This window comes from Rhodococcus sp. H29-C3, assembly GCF_030063405.1.
GTDB lineage: Bacteria > Actinomycetota > Actinomycetes > Mycobacteriales > Mycobacteriaceae > Rhodococcoides.
Window position 1 is genome coordinate 1 of record NZ_JASITC010000032.1, and the last position, 14,301, is coordinate 14,301.

Sequence of the window (14,301 nt, forward strand, 5' to 3'; positions counted from 1 at the left end):
TCATGGAGTTACGGCGGCCATAGCGGAGGGGAAACGCCCGGTCCCATTCCGAACCCGGAAGCTAAGCCCTCCAGCGCCGATGGTACTGCACTCGACAGGGTGTGGGAGAGTAGGACACCGCCGAACATATTTTGCAGTGAAGCCCCCAACCGTCAGGTTGGGGGCTTCACTGCGTTCATCTCCCCTTTTTTTACTTTGGCTGTCGCCCGCTGCAGCGAAAGCGCCGGTGCATCCACAGGTGTGCTTGATCATCGCTTCGATGGCATAGTCGCCACTGTCGCTTCGATGGCGCGTCCACGCTATCTGATCGTATGAATGGACCATTCAAGCGATAAGTGGAGCGGCCTGAACCGTCTGGAAGTCGCCATCGGGTCGATCAACCGAAAGCACGCACCGCGTAGGGCCGTCCGAACTGCGTTGTGACCTGTTCCGAGTACAGCACCGATTCCGGTGATCTGCCGGCGGTGCTCGGTAGACCTGCAGTCTCGATCAGCTGATCGGAGAAATGAGTCAGCTCGGCGTCGAGTAGTTTCCAGCGGCTGTGCAGGTTCGGCACATACATGAGCCGTCCGGCGACCGATGTATGTAAACCCCAACGTGCCGTAAGGAATTGGGCCAGCGGGTCGCCTGACATGTCACGAGATCCGCGCGCGACGGCGAAGTCGGTCGATGCGCCGCGGTGTGGTGGAATGAGGCGCCTGCTTCGGTATCTGATGGTGGATTTGTCGTCGTCGATTGTCATCGACGCCCACCGATACGGAAGACGAGCCAGGTTGGTTCCCAAGACCACGGCGAGCCGGCTAGCTTCCAATGATCGGAAGACCACTCCGCGCCGTCCCTCGCCATCGATGGAGTACAGCCGAACGTTGATTTCGGGGAAGGTCCCGAAGTAGGGGACTGGTCGGCGGTATCCGAATCCGGCTCCGGCCATTTCGAAACCGATCAGACCGACCCAAGACGAGCCGTCGAATTCGTCCGGTGTGCAGCCTCGGGGCAGCAGCGGAGAGACGACGGCACTCGGGATCCTCCAGTGCAGGAACACCACACGTTCCCAGCGCTGGTCCATCAAGATCGGTCGCGGAAGAATCGGCGGCCGGGGCCAGAGGCGTTGTGCACTATGTCGGTCCACATCTCGAGCCTAGGCGTGAACGAGACGGTGGACGAACTCCGGCGGTGTTCGGCGGTAGATCTGTTCGTTTGTCGGTGTCGATCGTGATGTGTTGCCGCTTGAATGGCGCCCACAAGCTATCTGATCGTTATGAATGGACCATTGAAGCGGAGGGGAGCGAACCTACCAACGCACTCCCTCCGCTGATGATTACTCGATCAACCCTCGAATGTCGTCTGCTGTGAGTCCGCCGGCAAAGGCGCCGCCGTCGTCCATGACACTTGCGAAGAGTTTGGCCTTGCGCTCCTTGAGTTGCATGACCTTTTCCTCGATGGTGCCGCGTGCGACGTAGCGGTTGACGAACACGGTGCGCGCCTGACCGATGCGATGAGCACGGTCGACTGCTTGCGCCTCGGTCGCGGGATTCCACCAGGGATCGAGTACGAAGCAGTAGTCGGCTTCGGTGAGCGTGAGGCCTACGCCGCCGGCCTTGAGGCTTATCAGGAACACAGGTGCTTCCCCGCTTCGGAAACGTTCGACGACATCACCACGGTTTCGGGTACTTCCATCGAGGTAGACAAGAGCAATGCCTTCGGATTCGAGGCGATCTCGTACCAATGCCAGAAATCTGGTGAACTGGCTGAAGACGAGCGCTCGGTGGCCACCTTCGATGATCTCGTGTAGTTGATCGACCAGCTCGTCGATCTTGGCGCTGGGTATGTCCGAGTGCTTCTCGTCGACCAACGATGCATCCAAGCTGAGCTGACGCAGCGTGGTCAGTGATTGCAAGATCGTGACCCGGTTGCGTTGAAAGTCGTCGAGCAGCCCGAGTATCTTCTGACGCTCTCGGGCCAACCGCGTTTCGTAGACGCGCTGATGGCGTGGATGAAGGTCGACCTCGACGGTCTGCTCCTGCTTCGGGGGAAGATCTTGCACCACAGTATCTTTCGACCGTCGTAGTACCAGCGGCTTGATGCGTCGCCGAAGGGTTCTCAGCTGTGCGGTGTCACCATCTTTTTCGATGGGATTGCGGTAGTTGTCGGTGAACTTCTTCGGTGAGGGAAAGAGTCCGGGTGCGGTGATCGACAGCAAGGACCACAGCTCCATGACGTTGTTCTCCATCGGGGTGCCAGTGATGGCGAGCTTGTATGGAGCGGACAACCGCCGAGCGCACTGGTAGGACTTGCTCTTGTGGTTCTTGACGTATTGCGCCTCGTCGAGGATGAGCCCTGACCAGGACACTGCTTCGAAGTCTTCGTTGTCGAGGCGAAAGACTGTGTAGGACGTCACGACGATGTCGGCACCGAGAGCGATGTCGCCCACCGGGCCTCGCCGTCGTGCTCGCGTTTCACCGGCCGTGACCACGTTGAGGTCTGGCGCGAACTTTTCTGCTTCTTTTGCCCAGTTGTGCACCACGCTCGTAGGGGCCACGATGAGGAACGGGGCCGGCAATGGTCCGCTCTCTCGAATCTTGGTGATCATCGCCAGCGCCTGGATTGTTTTGCCGAGCCCCATATCGTCGGCGAGGATTCCGCCGAGACCGTGGGTCCACAGGAAGAGCAGCCATGAGTAGCCTTCGAGCTGGTACGGCCGCAACTGAGCGCCTATACCCGCAGGAGCAGGCTGAGGGGGGACCGAATCGAGCTTCAACAGCGCTGTGACCTGCTCGCGCCACGCTGTTGCCTGCCGAGTCACTTCACCGAGTTCGGCGAGCTCCTCCCATAGTGAGGCTTGGTATCGGCTGATTCTCAACGGTCCGTTCACGTTGTCCTGCAACGACCGCGCTTCTTCCACCAGCCGTCGAAGGGTGAGCAACGAAGAGCGCTCCAGTGAGAAGAACCGGCCGTCGGAGAGCATCAGGTGGGTCTCGCCGCGAGCAATGGCAGTAATGACCGTGGCGAGTTCGACGTCGGTGCCGTCGACGGTGACTGCGATGCCGAGATCGAACCAGTCGTTGTCTCCTCGAATTGCGTTGGTGGACAACGATATACCGACGTCGTCGCTGACATTGCGAAAATCTGGAAGCTCTCCGACAGTCGTCACATGCACGTTGTCGTACTCGTTCAGGAGTGGTAGCTGGTCGGTGACCAGTATGCCGGCCGCGATGCCGACGGCAGTGAACGAGATGAATTGGTTGCCAGGGGGTCGGCTCAGTACCGGAAGGACTCTGCGCAGCAACGCAACCTCCGAGTCGGGATCGCGAATTCCCTCGGCTGATCTGTAAACGTCTGCGGGATAGTCGAGTTCGGTACTGTCGAGGTAGTAGCGCCACTGGGCGGCGAACGTCAGTCGGTTGTCTCCGGTGTGGGTCACCGTGATGTGGAGTTCGGGCCCGGTGACGACGGGTGCGGTGTACGAGCCGTCCGAAGATACGACATCGCTGGCACGCTCGAGTGCAGGAAGGTACTTCGTCGTGAAGTCCGCACGATCCGAGGACGGTATCTCGGTGGGGTCGATGGTCGTGGCGATCCGTCGAAGCGCGGACGGGACCGGCCTCGACAATCGCGCGAGTCGAAATTCGCGGGTTGCGTGGTTTGTGTGCGCTTCGTCGTCCCAGTACACAATCCCTGAACCGTCATTGCCGAGGAAGCTCCGACGGTTGGGCGGAATTATACTGCTGTCGAGAGTGATTCGGCCGACCACGGAAAGGGATCCGGAATCACCGGAAGTGATGTCGACGGTGAACTCTCCTTCTCCTGGCCAAGGGATTTCACCGAGCATGCGATGTGCGTTGATCAACGGAAGTTCGACTTCGCGTGCCTCGCCCAGCAGATCCCACAGCAGCCGACCGGAGATGTCTGCGAGGTCGATCGTCGCGGAGTCGGTCCGTTGGAACGAGTATGCCGAGCGCCCACGCGAGCGCACTTGATGCAGCGCATACAGCTCCCGCAGAATGTCGACCTGACGCTGGACGCGTCGATCCGTGGTGGACGGCAGCGACGACCACGAGACGCCGCCGCCGACCCAGGCTTTACGCTCGTTGAACATCACCGGGCGGGCCAGTAGTCGAATTGCGTCGGCTCGGTCGACCGACGGTTCCAAGCCCAATTGAAGCCCCACGCGAATGCGCCCGCTGCTCGGCCTGTCGAGCTCGGCGGGCTTGGCGGAGATGACGGATGCAAGCACCTGTGACCAATGGCCCGCTGTGTTCACAGGTCCGCGCGTCGGCGTTCGGACGCTGTCGGCTTTTGCCTGCAGAATCAGCGCGACGGAGTGTTTGCAGTTGAAGACGACGGGGCAATTGCAACGGCCGTATTCCACGGCCACGATGGCGCCCATCCGGGTCGACATGGTGGCCACTGTCGAATACGGGGTGGCTCGGTTGCCCCGTACTTGCGAGGACAGTGTGGAGGCCCGTCTATCCCACGTGACCTGCCCAACTCTGCCCTCCTCGAAGTATTTCGATCCGCGCGTGAACGTGTCGGTCCCGAAGCGGATTTCGAGGGCGTCGACTTCTAGCTCGTCCATGGAGGGAATGGTCACGGTTACCCATGGTAGGCGTGATGACCGACAGGTCGCAGACGCACGCTCAGGTCACATCGAGGCCGTCAGCAGTGCCGATCGTTTCGAGTAGGTCGAAGGGGAGGGGATCCGCTGCGCTTGCCCGGATCGGACGAGCTCTTCGCACCCAGCAATGTCGGTTGCGGGATCTTCGAGCAGGCCCGCTACGGCGGTACCTGCGGCGACGATCGAGAGGATGACTGCGACAGTCGACCACTTCGAGCTGTGCGTCCCTGCGGTCTTCATACGGCCCTTCATGCGAACACGGTCCGATCAGTTGGCGGCGAACCGCGCGTGCACTTCGGCCCGTAGGACGATGTCCTGGGGCTTCAATTCGAACCCCTCGGCTTCTCGGCCGGCGTAGGCGCGTGCGGCCATCCCGTAGTCCTGATGTCCTGCGGTAACGCCGAGCAACCCGGGGTCGGCGATGGCCAGTGCCTTCACCGACACGAGTCCGACGCTCTGGGCGTACACCTCGGCCTTGTCGAGAGCATCCTGGACTGCCAGCTTGCGAACGTGCCGCGTGTTTTTCTGCACGCTCTCCTCGGTCAGCGTCCAGTCGAAGCTGCCGATGTCGACGCCGTCGAGCGCGGACACCGCATAGACGAATGCGTCGATGACATCGAGCTGGCTGAACTCGACGTCGATGGAGGCTACGGCCTGATAAACGTAGGGGAGTTGCTCGCCATCGTGATTGAACGGCCGATTTCGGCTGTGCCGCACCTGGTCGAGAGACCACCTGTCGATCGGGCCGGACTTCTGGTTGTAGAGCGGATCGATGAGTTCGGTCAGCTCTCGGACCAACCGGTGGGCGGGCTCGGTAACAGCCTCCGCGGAGCGGCCGTCGGACCTCACCGTCAGCGATATCGTGCAGCGTTCCGGTGCAAACGTGGCCTGGCCCTGTCCGAGGACGGTGATTTCGACGGGGTTCGAATCCATGGTTGCGAGTGTTCCACAGCGCTGGAGGTTCATCGTCGCAAAGGAACGCGCGTGCGCCGGTACACGGGTCACAATGAACTTATGACGATCTCGGCGAGCCGACGATTGGTCATGCATGTCGATATGGATCAGTTCATCGCCGCGGTGGAGGTGCTTCGTAATCCGGCACTGGCGGGCAAACAGGTGGTCGTCGGCGGCCGCGGCGATCCGACCGAACGCGGGGTGGTCTCCACCGCGTCGTACGAGGCCCGGGCTTTCGGTGTCGGATCCGGGATGCCGCTACGAGTCGTCGTGCGAAAACTACCTGACGCGATATTCCTGCCCGTCGACGCCGAGGCATACACCGCTGCGTCGAAGAGCGTCATGGACACGCTTCGATTGCTGGGTGTCGTCGTCGAGGTAATGGGTTGGGACGAAGCATTTCTCGGGGTCGAAACCGCGGATCCGGTGTCGTTTGCGCGGTCGGTGCACGATGCCGTGTTCGCGGCGACGGGGCTGCATTGTTCGGTGGGTATCGGCGATAACAAGTTGCGGGCCAAAATTGCCACGGACTTCGGTAAACCCCAGGGCATTTATACGCTCACAAAAGAAAATTGGTTCGAGGTGATGGGGGAGCGAACAACCGATGCACTGTGGGGGATCGGAAGGAAGACTGCGAAGAAGCTTGCGGTGCTGGGGATCACCACGGTATCGGAACTGGCGTCGACGGAGGATGAGCTACTTGCCGCCGCGTTCGGCCCGAAAACTGGTCCGTGGATCGGGACGAAGGGCCGCGGCGTCGACGATTCGCCGGTGTCGGCGGAGCCGTGGGTTGCGCGCTCGCACAGTCGCGAAGCGACATTCCAACAGAATTTGACCGATTGGGTGGCGGTGCGCCAGGAGATACGCCGACTCGCCCGCCGCGTTCGTGACGATCTACTCGCCGAGAAGAGGCAGGCGGTGCGCGTCACCCTGAAGATTCGGTATGCACCGTTCGAAACCCACACCACCACAGCAGCGCTCGCAGCGCCGACGTTCGATGTTGACACGATCGTCGACGCGGCTGCTGCTCTCGTCGATCGCCTGGATCATGCGAGAGAGGTAAGGCTGTTGGGTGTTCGGCTCGAGATGACTCCGCCGAATGATCAGACTCTGGCGAAGAGGGCAGGCGCGGATTCCGGTACCTGAGCAACTCGGTTTAGTGCCACCAGGTGGCGGAGGTGTGCAGCTGCTTCGGACAGTGCCATGGTCTTGCCGAACGGAGAGATGTCCGCCCACGGCTTGTACCACTTCATTCGTTCGGCAACCTGCCACACGGTGATCTCGTTGTCGCCGAATGCCTCGTACAGGTGATCGAGTCGTTCCCCGTGATGGCTGATCAGCTCACCGGCACGGCCTGCGACGTCGTCGATCGGGATGCCGTGCGCCCCGAGGCCACGGGTGATGTCCAGTGTTTGGACGCGTCGAAGCGAGTCCATGAACTCAGCGAGCGCGTCGCGTTCTTCCAGGGGATAGACAAAGTTCCCGACGTGTGGCGTCGTCTTCTGAAGAACGTGGTCGCCGGTGAACATGACGTCGGATTCGGGTAGATAGAAGCACACATGGCCTGGGGTGTGCCCCGGGGTGTAGACGACTTCGAGTTCGCGGCCGGCGAGCTTGATGATCTCGCCGTCGGTGAGCACGCGGTCCGGGGCAGACTTCGGCCCGGTAGGGGCCGACGGTGCGTGCTTCTGCCATGCCTCGATGTCGACATCGGGGGCGCCCGCAGCCACGAGGTTGTCGAGCTGCAGATTGATCCAATCCGGGCCGCGATCGGCAGTCATGGCCTCGAACTGCGTGTGATCGGCCTCGTGCATTGCGATCCATGCGCCGGAGGCTTCCCGGACTCGACCGCACAGTCCGATGTGATCGGGATGAAAGTGCGTCAGCACGACGCCTTCGACGTCGGTGATCGAATGTCCCAGCGACTCGAGGCCGGTGGTCAGGCCGTTCCAGGCGTTGTCGTCGTCCCACCCTGCGTCGACCAGGATCAACCCGCCGGGGGATTCCATTGCGTATACGAGGGTGTTACCCAGCGGATTGTCCGTGATGGGGACCGGGATCTGGAAGATACCGTCGCCGATTGCTGCTGCATCGCTCACTACGCCACCTCGTTGCTTAGTTCATGTAATCAGTTGTACTTACCTCCATACTGACCGTGCGGTTACGGGCGGTCGCATCCGGGTGCTGTTCGAACTACCGCACCCGGGCACCTGATCGCCGCGATCGCCAGGCGGGGCACGCACCTGTGCACCACAACGCCCATGCCACGAGTACTGGTTGGAGGAGCAATCGGATACCGCGAGCTGCATCGGTATCGAGGCCGAAAGCATCGCTGTGAGTGAGGAATTGCGAGATATTGCCGGGGAAGACGGCAACGAAGAATGTTGCGACGATCCAGCCGAGAGCTACTCGCCGACGTACCAGCACGACAAGGGCCAGGCCCAAGGCGATCTCCACTACGCCGGAGGCCAGTACCACGAAGTCCGCGTCGAGCGGCACCCACGAGGGCACCTGGGCACGAAACGCCTCACGCGCCCAGAACAGGTGACTCAGCCCGGCGAACATCAGGAACGAACCGAGCAGAATACGTGCAATCGTCTTCATCGGTTCATCGTGCACCCAGTGCTATCCGATCAAGAGTGGGTACCGGTGATGTTGACCAACCAGCTGATGCCGAACTTGTCGGTCAGCATGCCGAAGGTATCGCCCCACGGTGCTTTCTCGAGCCCCATCGTCTGCTTCGCGCCGACGACAAGTTTGTCCCAGTAGCCCCGCAGTTCCGCTTCGTCTTCACCGCTGAGGGAGACGGAAATGTTGTCGCCGACGCTCAACGCCATGCTCGCGGGGGTGTCGGAACTCATCAGGGTCAGCCCACTCGGCGAGTCGAGTTGGCCGTGCATGATCTGGTCCTTTTCGGAAGGGTCGGCGACGGCCCCGAACTCGCCGAAGGTGCTCAACGTCAGTTCACCCCCGAGCACGTGCTGATAGAACTCCAACGCCTCGCGTGCTTGCCCGCGGAAGTTCAGGTAGGGATTGAGTCGAGTAGGCATGTGTCCTCCTCTGTCGATGGGTTCGTAAACCATCGTAGGCAGGTGGAAGGGCAGCCTGCGGGGATTTTGCGCTAGGGCATAGTCATCTCGATCAACTCGAAGGTTCTGACGGCGCCGGCGCGCACTGCCGCGCAGGTCGTGGTGATGGGCTCGGACACGCCCTGCTCCAGCGTCACGACGATACGAGCGCCGTCGTGGTCGAGCTCTACGGTCCATGTGCTGCCGTCTTGCGCTGTCGACAGCGGGTTCAAAGTGTCGATTCTCTCCTCGCGCAATGCCGCACGGGCATGATGTTGGGCGACCTGGACCTGGGCCGACAGTGAGCTCCGGCCCCGGAGGAAGCGGGGGTCGAGAAATCCCGCCCGGTGCCGATCGACGATCGTCGCGACGTCGGCGTCGTCGACGTTGCCGTAATACAGGCCCTGCGGAAACACGATCATCGTTCCGGCGAATCGGTCGCCGCCCAGGTGAGAGCACTCCCAGGTCACCGACTCGTGGTGCTCCCTCAATGCCGGGAGCACCTTCCGTCCGCGGACGGCGCAGCAGCGGTCGTGGCGGCCGTGAGTGCAGACAGCGACGATCGGATCCGGCGAGGGTTCTCCGGTCGATCCGTCGAGTGGAACGTCGAGAAGCGCCTCGTAAGCGTCGACCTCGCCCCATAGGATCGACTCCGAACCTACCTCGCAGTCGACGATGGCCCATCTCATTCGGGCCTCGCTCAGCCGCCGAGCAGGTCGCCTGATGGCAAGCGTGCGCATGCCGGCACCTTCGATGCGGCGAACGATGCGCAAACCGAGGTCCGGATCGATCACCCTGGCCGCATTCAAGAAAGCAGAGTGTCCCCAGGGGCCGTCGATCTCGACGAGAAACCATCGACTTCCCGGCGACCCGGATCCTGCCAAGGCGTCACCGCGCTCGCGGGCGCGGTCGCTGCAGGCAGGCCCGCTCATACTGCCGGTACCAGTACACCCTCGCGGAGCAGACGGCGAGTCACGACGATGGCACTTTCGGTGTCCAGGCCGGCTAGATCGCCGACGCGGCAGACCTTCCCTGCACGAAGTTGGATCACCGCCGCCGAACACTCGGCAGGGAGCGAGATCGTTGTACCGCGAAGACCGAGATGAACTTTGCCTCCGTCGACGTCGATGGAGGCAGTCGATCCGCGACGCCACACCACCGAACTGTCGGCGTCGAGCGAGGTCATGAAGGCGACAGTCTTCAGCGGCTGCACAGGTTCGGGTCGCGTGGCGGCGACGAAGCGTGTTGCGAGTCCTCTGGCGATGCGGCGTCTGAGTTCGGGGTCGCCTTGGATGTCGGCGAGGATCGATCCGATGGAGTCGAGCACTCGGTCGATATGCGGTGCGAGAGCGTCGGAGTCGGTGAGGTCGATGCCGGCGGGCAGCGGTTCACGAAGACCGGCGTCATCCGCGAGCAGACCGATCAGCTGGGTCGCCACGTCGAATTCGTTGAACGATGCAACGCCGATGGTGAGGTGAATGGTGGTATCGCCCAATGCTTCTGCCGAGTGGATCCACCCGCGAGGCAAATACAGGGCGTCGCCGGGAGCGAGCACCGTATCGACAGTGGGCACCTCGCGTGCCTGCTGCTCGACGGCACTGCGCCGGTCGGACCAGGGCTGATCGGCCAAGGGGTGCGTGTACACGGGCGGATGGAGAATCCACCGCTTCTCACCGCTGATCTGGAGGACGAATACATCGTGCACGTCGTAGTGCGGATCGAATCCCCGAGACGAGGCCGGGGTGATGTAGGCGTTGACCTGTGACGGGTGACCGATGTCGTCGACCAGATCGCGAACGAAGTCGATCAGGGGAGGCCACAACCGATGCAGGCCTTGTAGAACAAGAGTGTGACCGCCGGCGAACGCGGACAGAATCGCCGCGGAGTCGAGCTGATCGGGCATCTCGGCGCCGAAACCACCGGACGAAGTGAACTGGGATTGGTCCAGCAGGGAGCCATCTTTGGCCATCCTCGCGAAGGGAATGCGCACCCCTCGACGCGATATCAATTCGTCCACGGCCGAGGGCGACATCAAATCGTCGAACGAAGCGGTGAGGTCGGATGCCCGCGAGAGCAGTGGCTTCTTCCCCCAGTACTCATCGGCGAAGTTCCGCCCGTCGACGGATATCAAACGACCGAGCGCGGACCGGAATTCCGGCCCGCGCTGATCGATATCTGTCAGGCTCAAGCCGCGCCGTCCGCACCGCCGTCGTGGCCACTGGGGTTCGATCCGCCGTCGGCTGGACCCTCACCGGATCCGGCTGGGCCGTCAGCGCCGCCGTCGTGGCCGTTGGGGTTGGAGCCGCCGTCGGCTGGGCCTTCGCCGGGGCCAGCCGTGCCGTCGGCCCCGCCGTCGTGGCCGTTGGGGTTGGAGCCGCCGTCGGCTGGGCCTTCGCCTGCTCCGCCGGTTGTGGTGATGTCGTCGTCGTTGATGTTCATCGAATACCTTTCGCTCGACGGTAAAGAAGGATCGACGGGTCTAACCCGTTCCAGCGAGTGGATTGACGAATCTTTCACATTCCAAACACTGTGCTCGACTGTTACATGTTCCCTCTGGTTTGGGGCCACAACCCTCGAAATAGACAAGGATGCCGAAGCGTCGATGTGCGTAATTTACTCGGTCGCCTCGCCCACGACTGCGGGTCGCGCGATTGCCCAGGCAGCGAAGATGAGCGCGACGGCGAGCATGACGAGACCGACCCACAGGTTGGCGCTTGTTCCTACGCTCATATCTACGACGTTGTTCGACGGAGACGAGTGTGTTTTGTTGCCGAATACCGAGGGAAACAGGCCTGCGAGTGTAAGCAGAATTCCGTAGATACCCAGTAGAGCGCCGATGACGGATCGGATGTCGAACAGTCTTGCGACTAGACCTGGTGCTGTCTTCTCGGGAGTGGCCATGGCAGTTACCTTTTCGAATCGGATGTCAGTGGAAGACGATGTTGAGGACGACGACGAGCCCCAGGGCGAAGCCTGCCAGTGGGACTGGGCGTCGGTACCACGGGTTGGTGGCGTCCTCGGGATCGGTGAACATCTCGCGCGGTGTCTCCGAGTAGACGAAGCCGACCAGTTCCTTCACCGGTTTAGGCTGCGTGACCATGCTGACGCCGATGCTGACGACGATATCGACGACGAACGCCGCGGAGGCCGCTACGAACGGCATTCCTTGCCCGGGCAGATCGATGACGCCTACCTGGGAAAGGATGAAGACGAATATGGCCGCACCGGTTCCCGAGACCAGTCCGATCCACCCTGCTGCGGGGGTCATCTTCTTCCAGAACATACCGAGGATGAACGTCGCGAACAGCGGAGCGTTGAAGAACCCGAACAGTGTCTGGAGGTAGTCCATCAAGTTGGAGTAACCCGACGCGATCAGCGCGGTGAAGATGGCGAGGACAGTCGCGGCCACCGTCGCGACACGACCCACGGAGATGTAGTACGTGTCCTCTCGATCCTTCACGATGTACTGCTGCCACAGGTCGTAGCTGAAGACAGTGTTGAATGCCGAGATGTTCGCAGCCATACCGGCCATGAAGGCTGCCATGAGACCTGCGATCGCGACGCCGAGCAGTCCGTTGGGGAGAATGTCGCGCATCATCAGCAGCATGGCGTCGTTGTAGGTGATGTCGCCGGTGCCGGTCTTCTTGAGGTTGATCATGTCGCCGATTGCGGCGGCCGCGATCATGCCGGGAACGACTACGACGAAGGGCACCAACATCTTAGGAATGGCGCCGATGATCGGGGCGCGCCTGGCTGCAGACATCGAACTCGACGCCATAGCGCGCTGGACCTCGACGAAGTTGGTGGTCCAGTAACCGAAGGACAGGACGAAGCCGAGTCCGAACACGATACCCACGATGGAGAGGATGGGGGACTCGAAACCGCTGAGCGCTTGTCCTGGCCACGACGAAAGTTGCTCTGTCGTCGAGGCCGTGACGGACCCGTCGGTGACGGTAGGTACGACTTTGTCCTTGAGGCCGGACCACCCGCCGACCTTGATCAGACCGATGATCGTCAGAGGTACGAGGGCTGCGAGTATGACGAAGAACTGCAGGACCTCGTTGTAGATCGCGGCAGACAATCCACCGAGCACGGTGTAGGTCAGCACGATCGCCGCCGCCACGATCAGTGATACCCAGAGTGACCATCCCAGAAGTACTTTCACGACCGTTGCGAGCAGGAAGAGGTTGACGCCGGCGATGAGGATCTGCGCGACGGCAAAGCTGACGGCGTTGACGAGATGCGCCTTGGCGTCGAATCTCTTGCGCATGAACTCGGGGACGCTTCGGACTTTCGACCCGTAGTAGAACGGCATCATGACGATGCCGAGGAACAGCATGGCAGGAATGGCGCCGATCCAGTAGTAGTGCATCGTCGCGATACCGAGTTGGGCGCCGTTGGCCGACATGCCCATGATCTCGACGGCGCCGAGATTCGCCGAGACGAAGGCGATACCGGTAACCCAGGCCGGCAACCTGCGTCCGGAAAGAAAGAAGTCGAGGCTCGTCGACAATTGTCGTCGAGCGACATAGCCGATCCCGAGAACAAAAACGAAATACACGGCGATGAGTACGTAGTCCAGCGCGTTCGTGTTGAACGAAAGAGCGCCTTCTGCCGCAAGGTTCGACGTCACGCGTCAACCTCCCTGGTCGAGTGAGCTGGCTCACGGGCGTGAGCGATCTGAACACAAAGTAACAGGTCCAAACAATTACTTACATCAAGAGTGGATATTTCAAGAACTAATGTTTGGTAATGTTCGTTTCACCCGATCCAGAGGTAGGTGCGGATGCTAGCAGCCGAGCGGCACGCCAAGATTCTCGCTGCGCTTCGCAGCGACGGTGCAGTGAAAGTGGTCGATTTCGCCGAACTGCTCGATGTCTCCGAGATGACGATCCGACGCGATCTCGACGTTCTCGACGAGCGGGAACTTCTGCGGAAGGTCCACGGTGGCGCGATCGCCAGAAACAATCGCGGAGAGGAACCACTCTCGACGGCCAAAGCTGCCCGTCAACATGCCGAAAAGGTCGCCATCGGGCGGGCTGCAGTCGATACGGTCGAGGACGGTATGACGATTGCCGTCAGTGCTGGGACGACAACACTCGAACTTGCTCGTCTGCTGCGCGGCCGGGCATCGATCACCGTTGTCACGAACTCGATTTCGATCTTTCAGGAGCTGACAGGTCACCACTCGGAACCCAACCCGATCGTCTATTTGACGGGTGGCTCTCGGACGCCATCGGACGCGCTTGTCGGACCCATAGCTGACGCCGCCCTCGCCGCTTTTCGTGTCGACGCCGTCTATCTAGGCGTTCATGGATTCGACGTCGAATCTGGCCTGACCACACCGAACATTGCTGAAGCAGAGACCAATCGGAGACTCATCGCAACCGGTCGGCGTCTCTTCGTACTTGCCGACAACACCAAACACCGCGAGGTAGGGACCAACGTGTTCGCACCGATCTCGGCGGTGAACACCCTCGTCGTCGACGATGGGCTCGGCGCGTCCGACCGCGCTCTGCTTGCACCACATCTAGAGACAATACCGTTCAGTTAGTGTCTGTTGAGGTAGGGTGAGGTGTGCCTCGTAGTGGATGGGTGAAGCCGGTCTCGGATCGTCGGTTGTCGGATGTGGTGTCGGTGGGGTTGTTGACCAGGGTGTTTGCG

General features: G+C 61.4%; 14 protein-coding genes and 1 rRNA gene. 3 read left to right on the forward strand and 12 right to left on the reverse strand.

Going from position 1 to position 14,301, the window contains the following annotated elements; all coding sequences use genetic code 11:
• The first annotated feature begins 9 nt into the window (after positions 1-9).
• Positions 10-126 (forward strand): 5S ribosomal RNA (rrf, locus tag QMK32_RS24530).
• A gap of 250 nt (positions 127-376) precedes the next feature.
• Here rrf and QMK32_RS24535 read toward each other — a convergent pair.
• The 4 genes from QMK32_RS24535 to QMK32_RS24550 all read right to left on the reverse strand — a co-directional run bounded on the left by QMK32_RS24535 (position 377) and on the right by QMK32_RS24550 (position 5,548).
• Positions 377-1,129 (reverse strand): YqjF family protein, encoded by a 753-nt coding sequence (locus tag QMK32_RS24535; RefSeq protein ID WP_283478160.1) that lies wholly within the window; start codon positions 1,127-1,129, stop codon positions 377-379.
• A gap of 189 nt (positions 1,130-1,318) precedes the next feature.
• A complete protein-coding gene (locus QMK32_RS24540; RefSeq protein ID WP_283478161.1) occupies positions 1,319-4,591 on the reverse strand; it encodes a DEAD/DEAH box helicase in 3,273 nt (1,090 codons plus the stop codon).
• A 51-nt stretch (positions 4,592-4,642) separates the two neighbouring features.
• Positions 4,643-4,867 carry a hypothetical protein gene (locus QMK32_RS24545; protein ID WP_283478162.1) on the reverse strand — a complete coding sequence of 75 codons (225 nt, stop codon included), beginning with the start codon at positions 4,865-4,867 and terminating at the stop codon, positions 4,643-4,645.
• Between the two features lie 15 nt (positions 4,868-4,882).
• Positions 4,883-5,548, reverse strand: coding sequence for an SIMPL domain-containing protein (locus QMK32_RS24550; RefSeq protein ID WP_283478163.1), 666 nt, complete (start codon positions 5,546-5,548; stop codon positions 4,883-4,885).
• Between the two features lie 81 nt (positions 5,549-5,629).
• On the opposite strand from QMK32_RS24550, the gene QMK32_RS24555 reads away from it, so the two are divergent.
• Positions 5,630-6,715, forward strand: coding sequence for a DNA polymerase IV (locus QMK32_RS24555; protein WP_283478164.1), 1,086 nt, complete (start codon positions 5,630-5,632; stop codon positions 6,713-6,715).
• On the opposite strand, the gene QMK32_RS24560 is transcribed toward QMK32_RS24555, so the two are convergent.
• The 8 genes from QMK32_RS24560 to QMK32_RS24595 all read right to left on the reverse strand — a co-directional run bounded on the left by QMK32_RS24560 (position 6,673) and on the right by QMK32_RS24595 (position 13,270).
• A complete protein-coding gene (locus QMK32_RS24560) occupies positions 6,673-7,668 on the reverse strand; it encodes an MBL fold metallo-hydrolase (RefSeq protein ID WP_283478165.1) in 996 nt (331 codons plus the stop codon). The genes QMK32_RS24555 and QMK32_RS24560 overlap by 43 nt on opposite strands.
• A gap of 94 nt (positions 7,669-7,762) precedes the next feature.
• Positions 7,763-8,173 carry a DoxX family protein gene (locus tag QMK32_RS24565; RefSeq protein WP_283478166.1) on the reverse strand — a complete coding sequence of 137 codons (411 nt, stop codon included), beginning with the start codon at positions 8,171-8,173 and terminating at the stop codon, positions 7,763-7,765.
• Positions 8,174-8,202: 29 nt separating this feature from the next.
• A complete protein-coding gene (locus tag QMK32_RS24570; protein WP_283478167.1) occupies positions 8,203-8,619 on the reverse strand; it encodes a VOC family protein in 417 nt (138 codons plus the stop codon).
• Positions 8,620-8,690: 71 nt separating this feature from the next.
• Complete coding sequence (locus tag QMK32_RS24575; protein ID WP_283478168.1) at positions 8,691-9,569, reverse strand: ferredoxin family protein; 879 nt, start codon at positions 9,567-9,569, stop codon at positions 8,691-8,693.
• Entirely contained in the window at positions 9,566-10,825 is a 1,260-nt protein-coding gene (locus tag QMK32_RS24580; RefSeq protein WP_502943759.1) for a cupin domain-containing protein, read from the reverse strand. The genes QMK32_RS24575 and QMK32_RS24580 overlap by 4 nt, the downstream gene beginning before the upstream one ends.
• A complete protein-coding gene (locus tag QMK32_RS24585) occupies positions 10,822-11,076 on the reverse strand; it encodes a BatC protein (protein WP_283478169.1) in 255 nt (84 codons plus the stop codon). The genes QMK32_RS24580 and QMK32_RS24585 overlap by 4 nt, the downstream gene beginning before the upstream one ends.
• 174 nt (positions 11,077-11,250) lie before the next feature.
• A complete protein-coding gene (locus QMK32_RS24590) occupies positions 11,251-11,538 on the reverse strand; it encodes a hypothetical protein (protein ID WP_283478171.1) in 288 nt (95 codons plus the stop codon).
• Between the two features lie 25 nt (positions 11,539-11,563).
• Positions 11,564-13,270 (reverse strand): sodium:solute symporter family protein, encoded by a 1,707-nt coding sequence (locus QMK32_RS24595; RefSeq protein ID WP_283478172.1) that lies wholly within the window; start codon positions 13,268-13,270, stop codon positions 11,564-11,566.
• A gap of 153 nt (positions 13,271-13,423) precedes the next feature.
• Between QMK32_RS24595 and QMK32_RS24600 the strand changes: the two genes are divergently transcribed.
• A complete protein-coding gene (locus QMK32_RS24600; RefSeq protein WP_283478174.1) occupies positions 13,424-14,191 on the forward strand; it encodes a DeoR/GlpR family DNA-binding transcription regulator in 768 nt (255 codons plus the stop codon).
• Positions 14,192-14,301 lie beyond the last annotated feature (110 nt).

Bases quoted from the DNA above. Each gene is read 5' to 3' on its own strand.
- QMK32_RS24600 (WP_283478174.1), top strand. From the start codon at position 13,424: ATGCTAGCAGCCGAGCGGCACGCCAAGATTCTCGCTGCGCTTCGCAGC.
- QMK32_RS24555 (WP_283478164.1), top strand. From the start codon at position 5,630: ATGACGATCTCGGCGAGCCGACGATTGGTCATGCATGTCGATATGGAT.
- QMK32_RS24570 (WP_283478167.1), bottom strand. From the start codon at position 8,619: ATGCCTACTCGACTCAATCCCTACCTGAACTTCCGCGGGCAAGCACGC.
- QMK32_RS24545 (WP_283478162.1), bottom strand. From the start codon at position 4,867: ATGAAGGGCCGTATGAAGACCGCAGGGACGCACAGCTCGAAGTGGTCG.
- QMK32_RS24565 (WP_283478166.1), bottom strand. From the start codon at position 8,173: ATGAAGACGATTGCACGTATTCTGCTCGGTTCGTTCCTGATGTTCGCC.
- QMK32_RS24585 (WP_283478169.1), bottom strand. From the start codon at position 11,076: ATGAACATCAACGACGACGACATCACCACAACCGGCGGAGCAGGCGAA.
- QMK32_RS24590 (WP_283478171.1), bottom strand. From the start codon at position 11,538: ATGGCCACTCCCGAGAAGACAGCACCAGGTCTAGTCGCAAGACTGTTC.
- QMK32_RS24575 (WP_283478168.1), bottom strand. From the start codon at position 9,569: ATGAGCGGGCCTGCCTGCAGCGACCGCGCCCGCGAGCGCGGTGACGCC.
- QMK32_RS24550 (WP_283478163.1), bottom strand. From the start codon at position 5,548: ATGGATTCGAACCCCGTCGAAATCACCGTCCTCGGACAGGGCCAGGCC.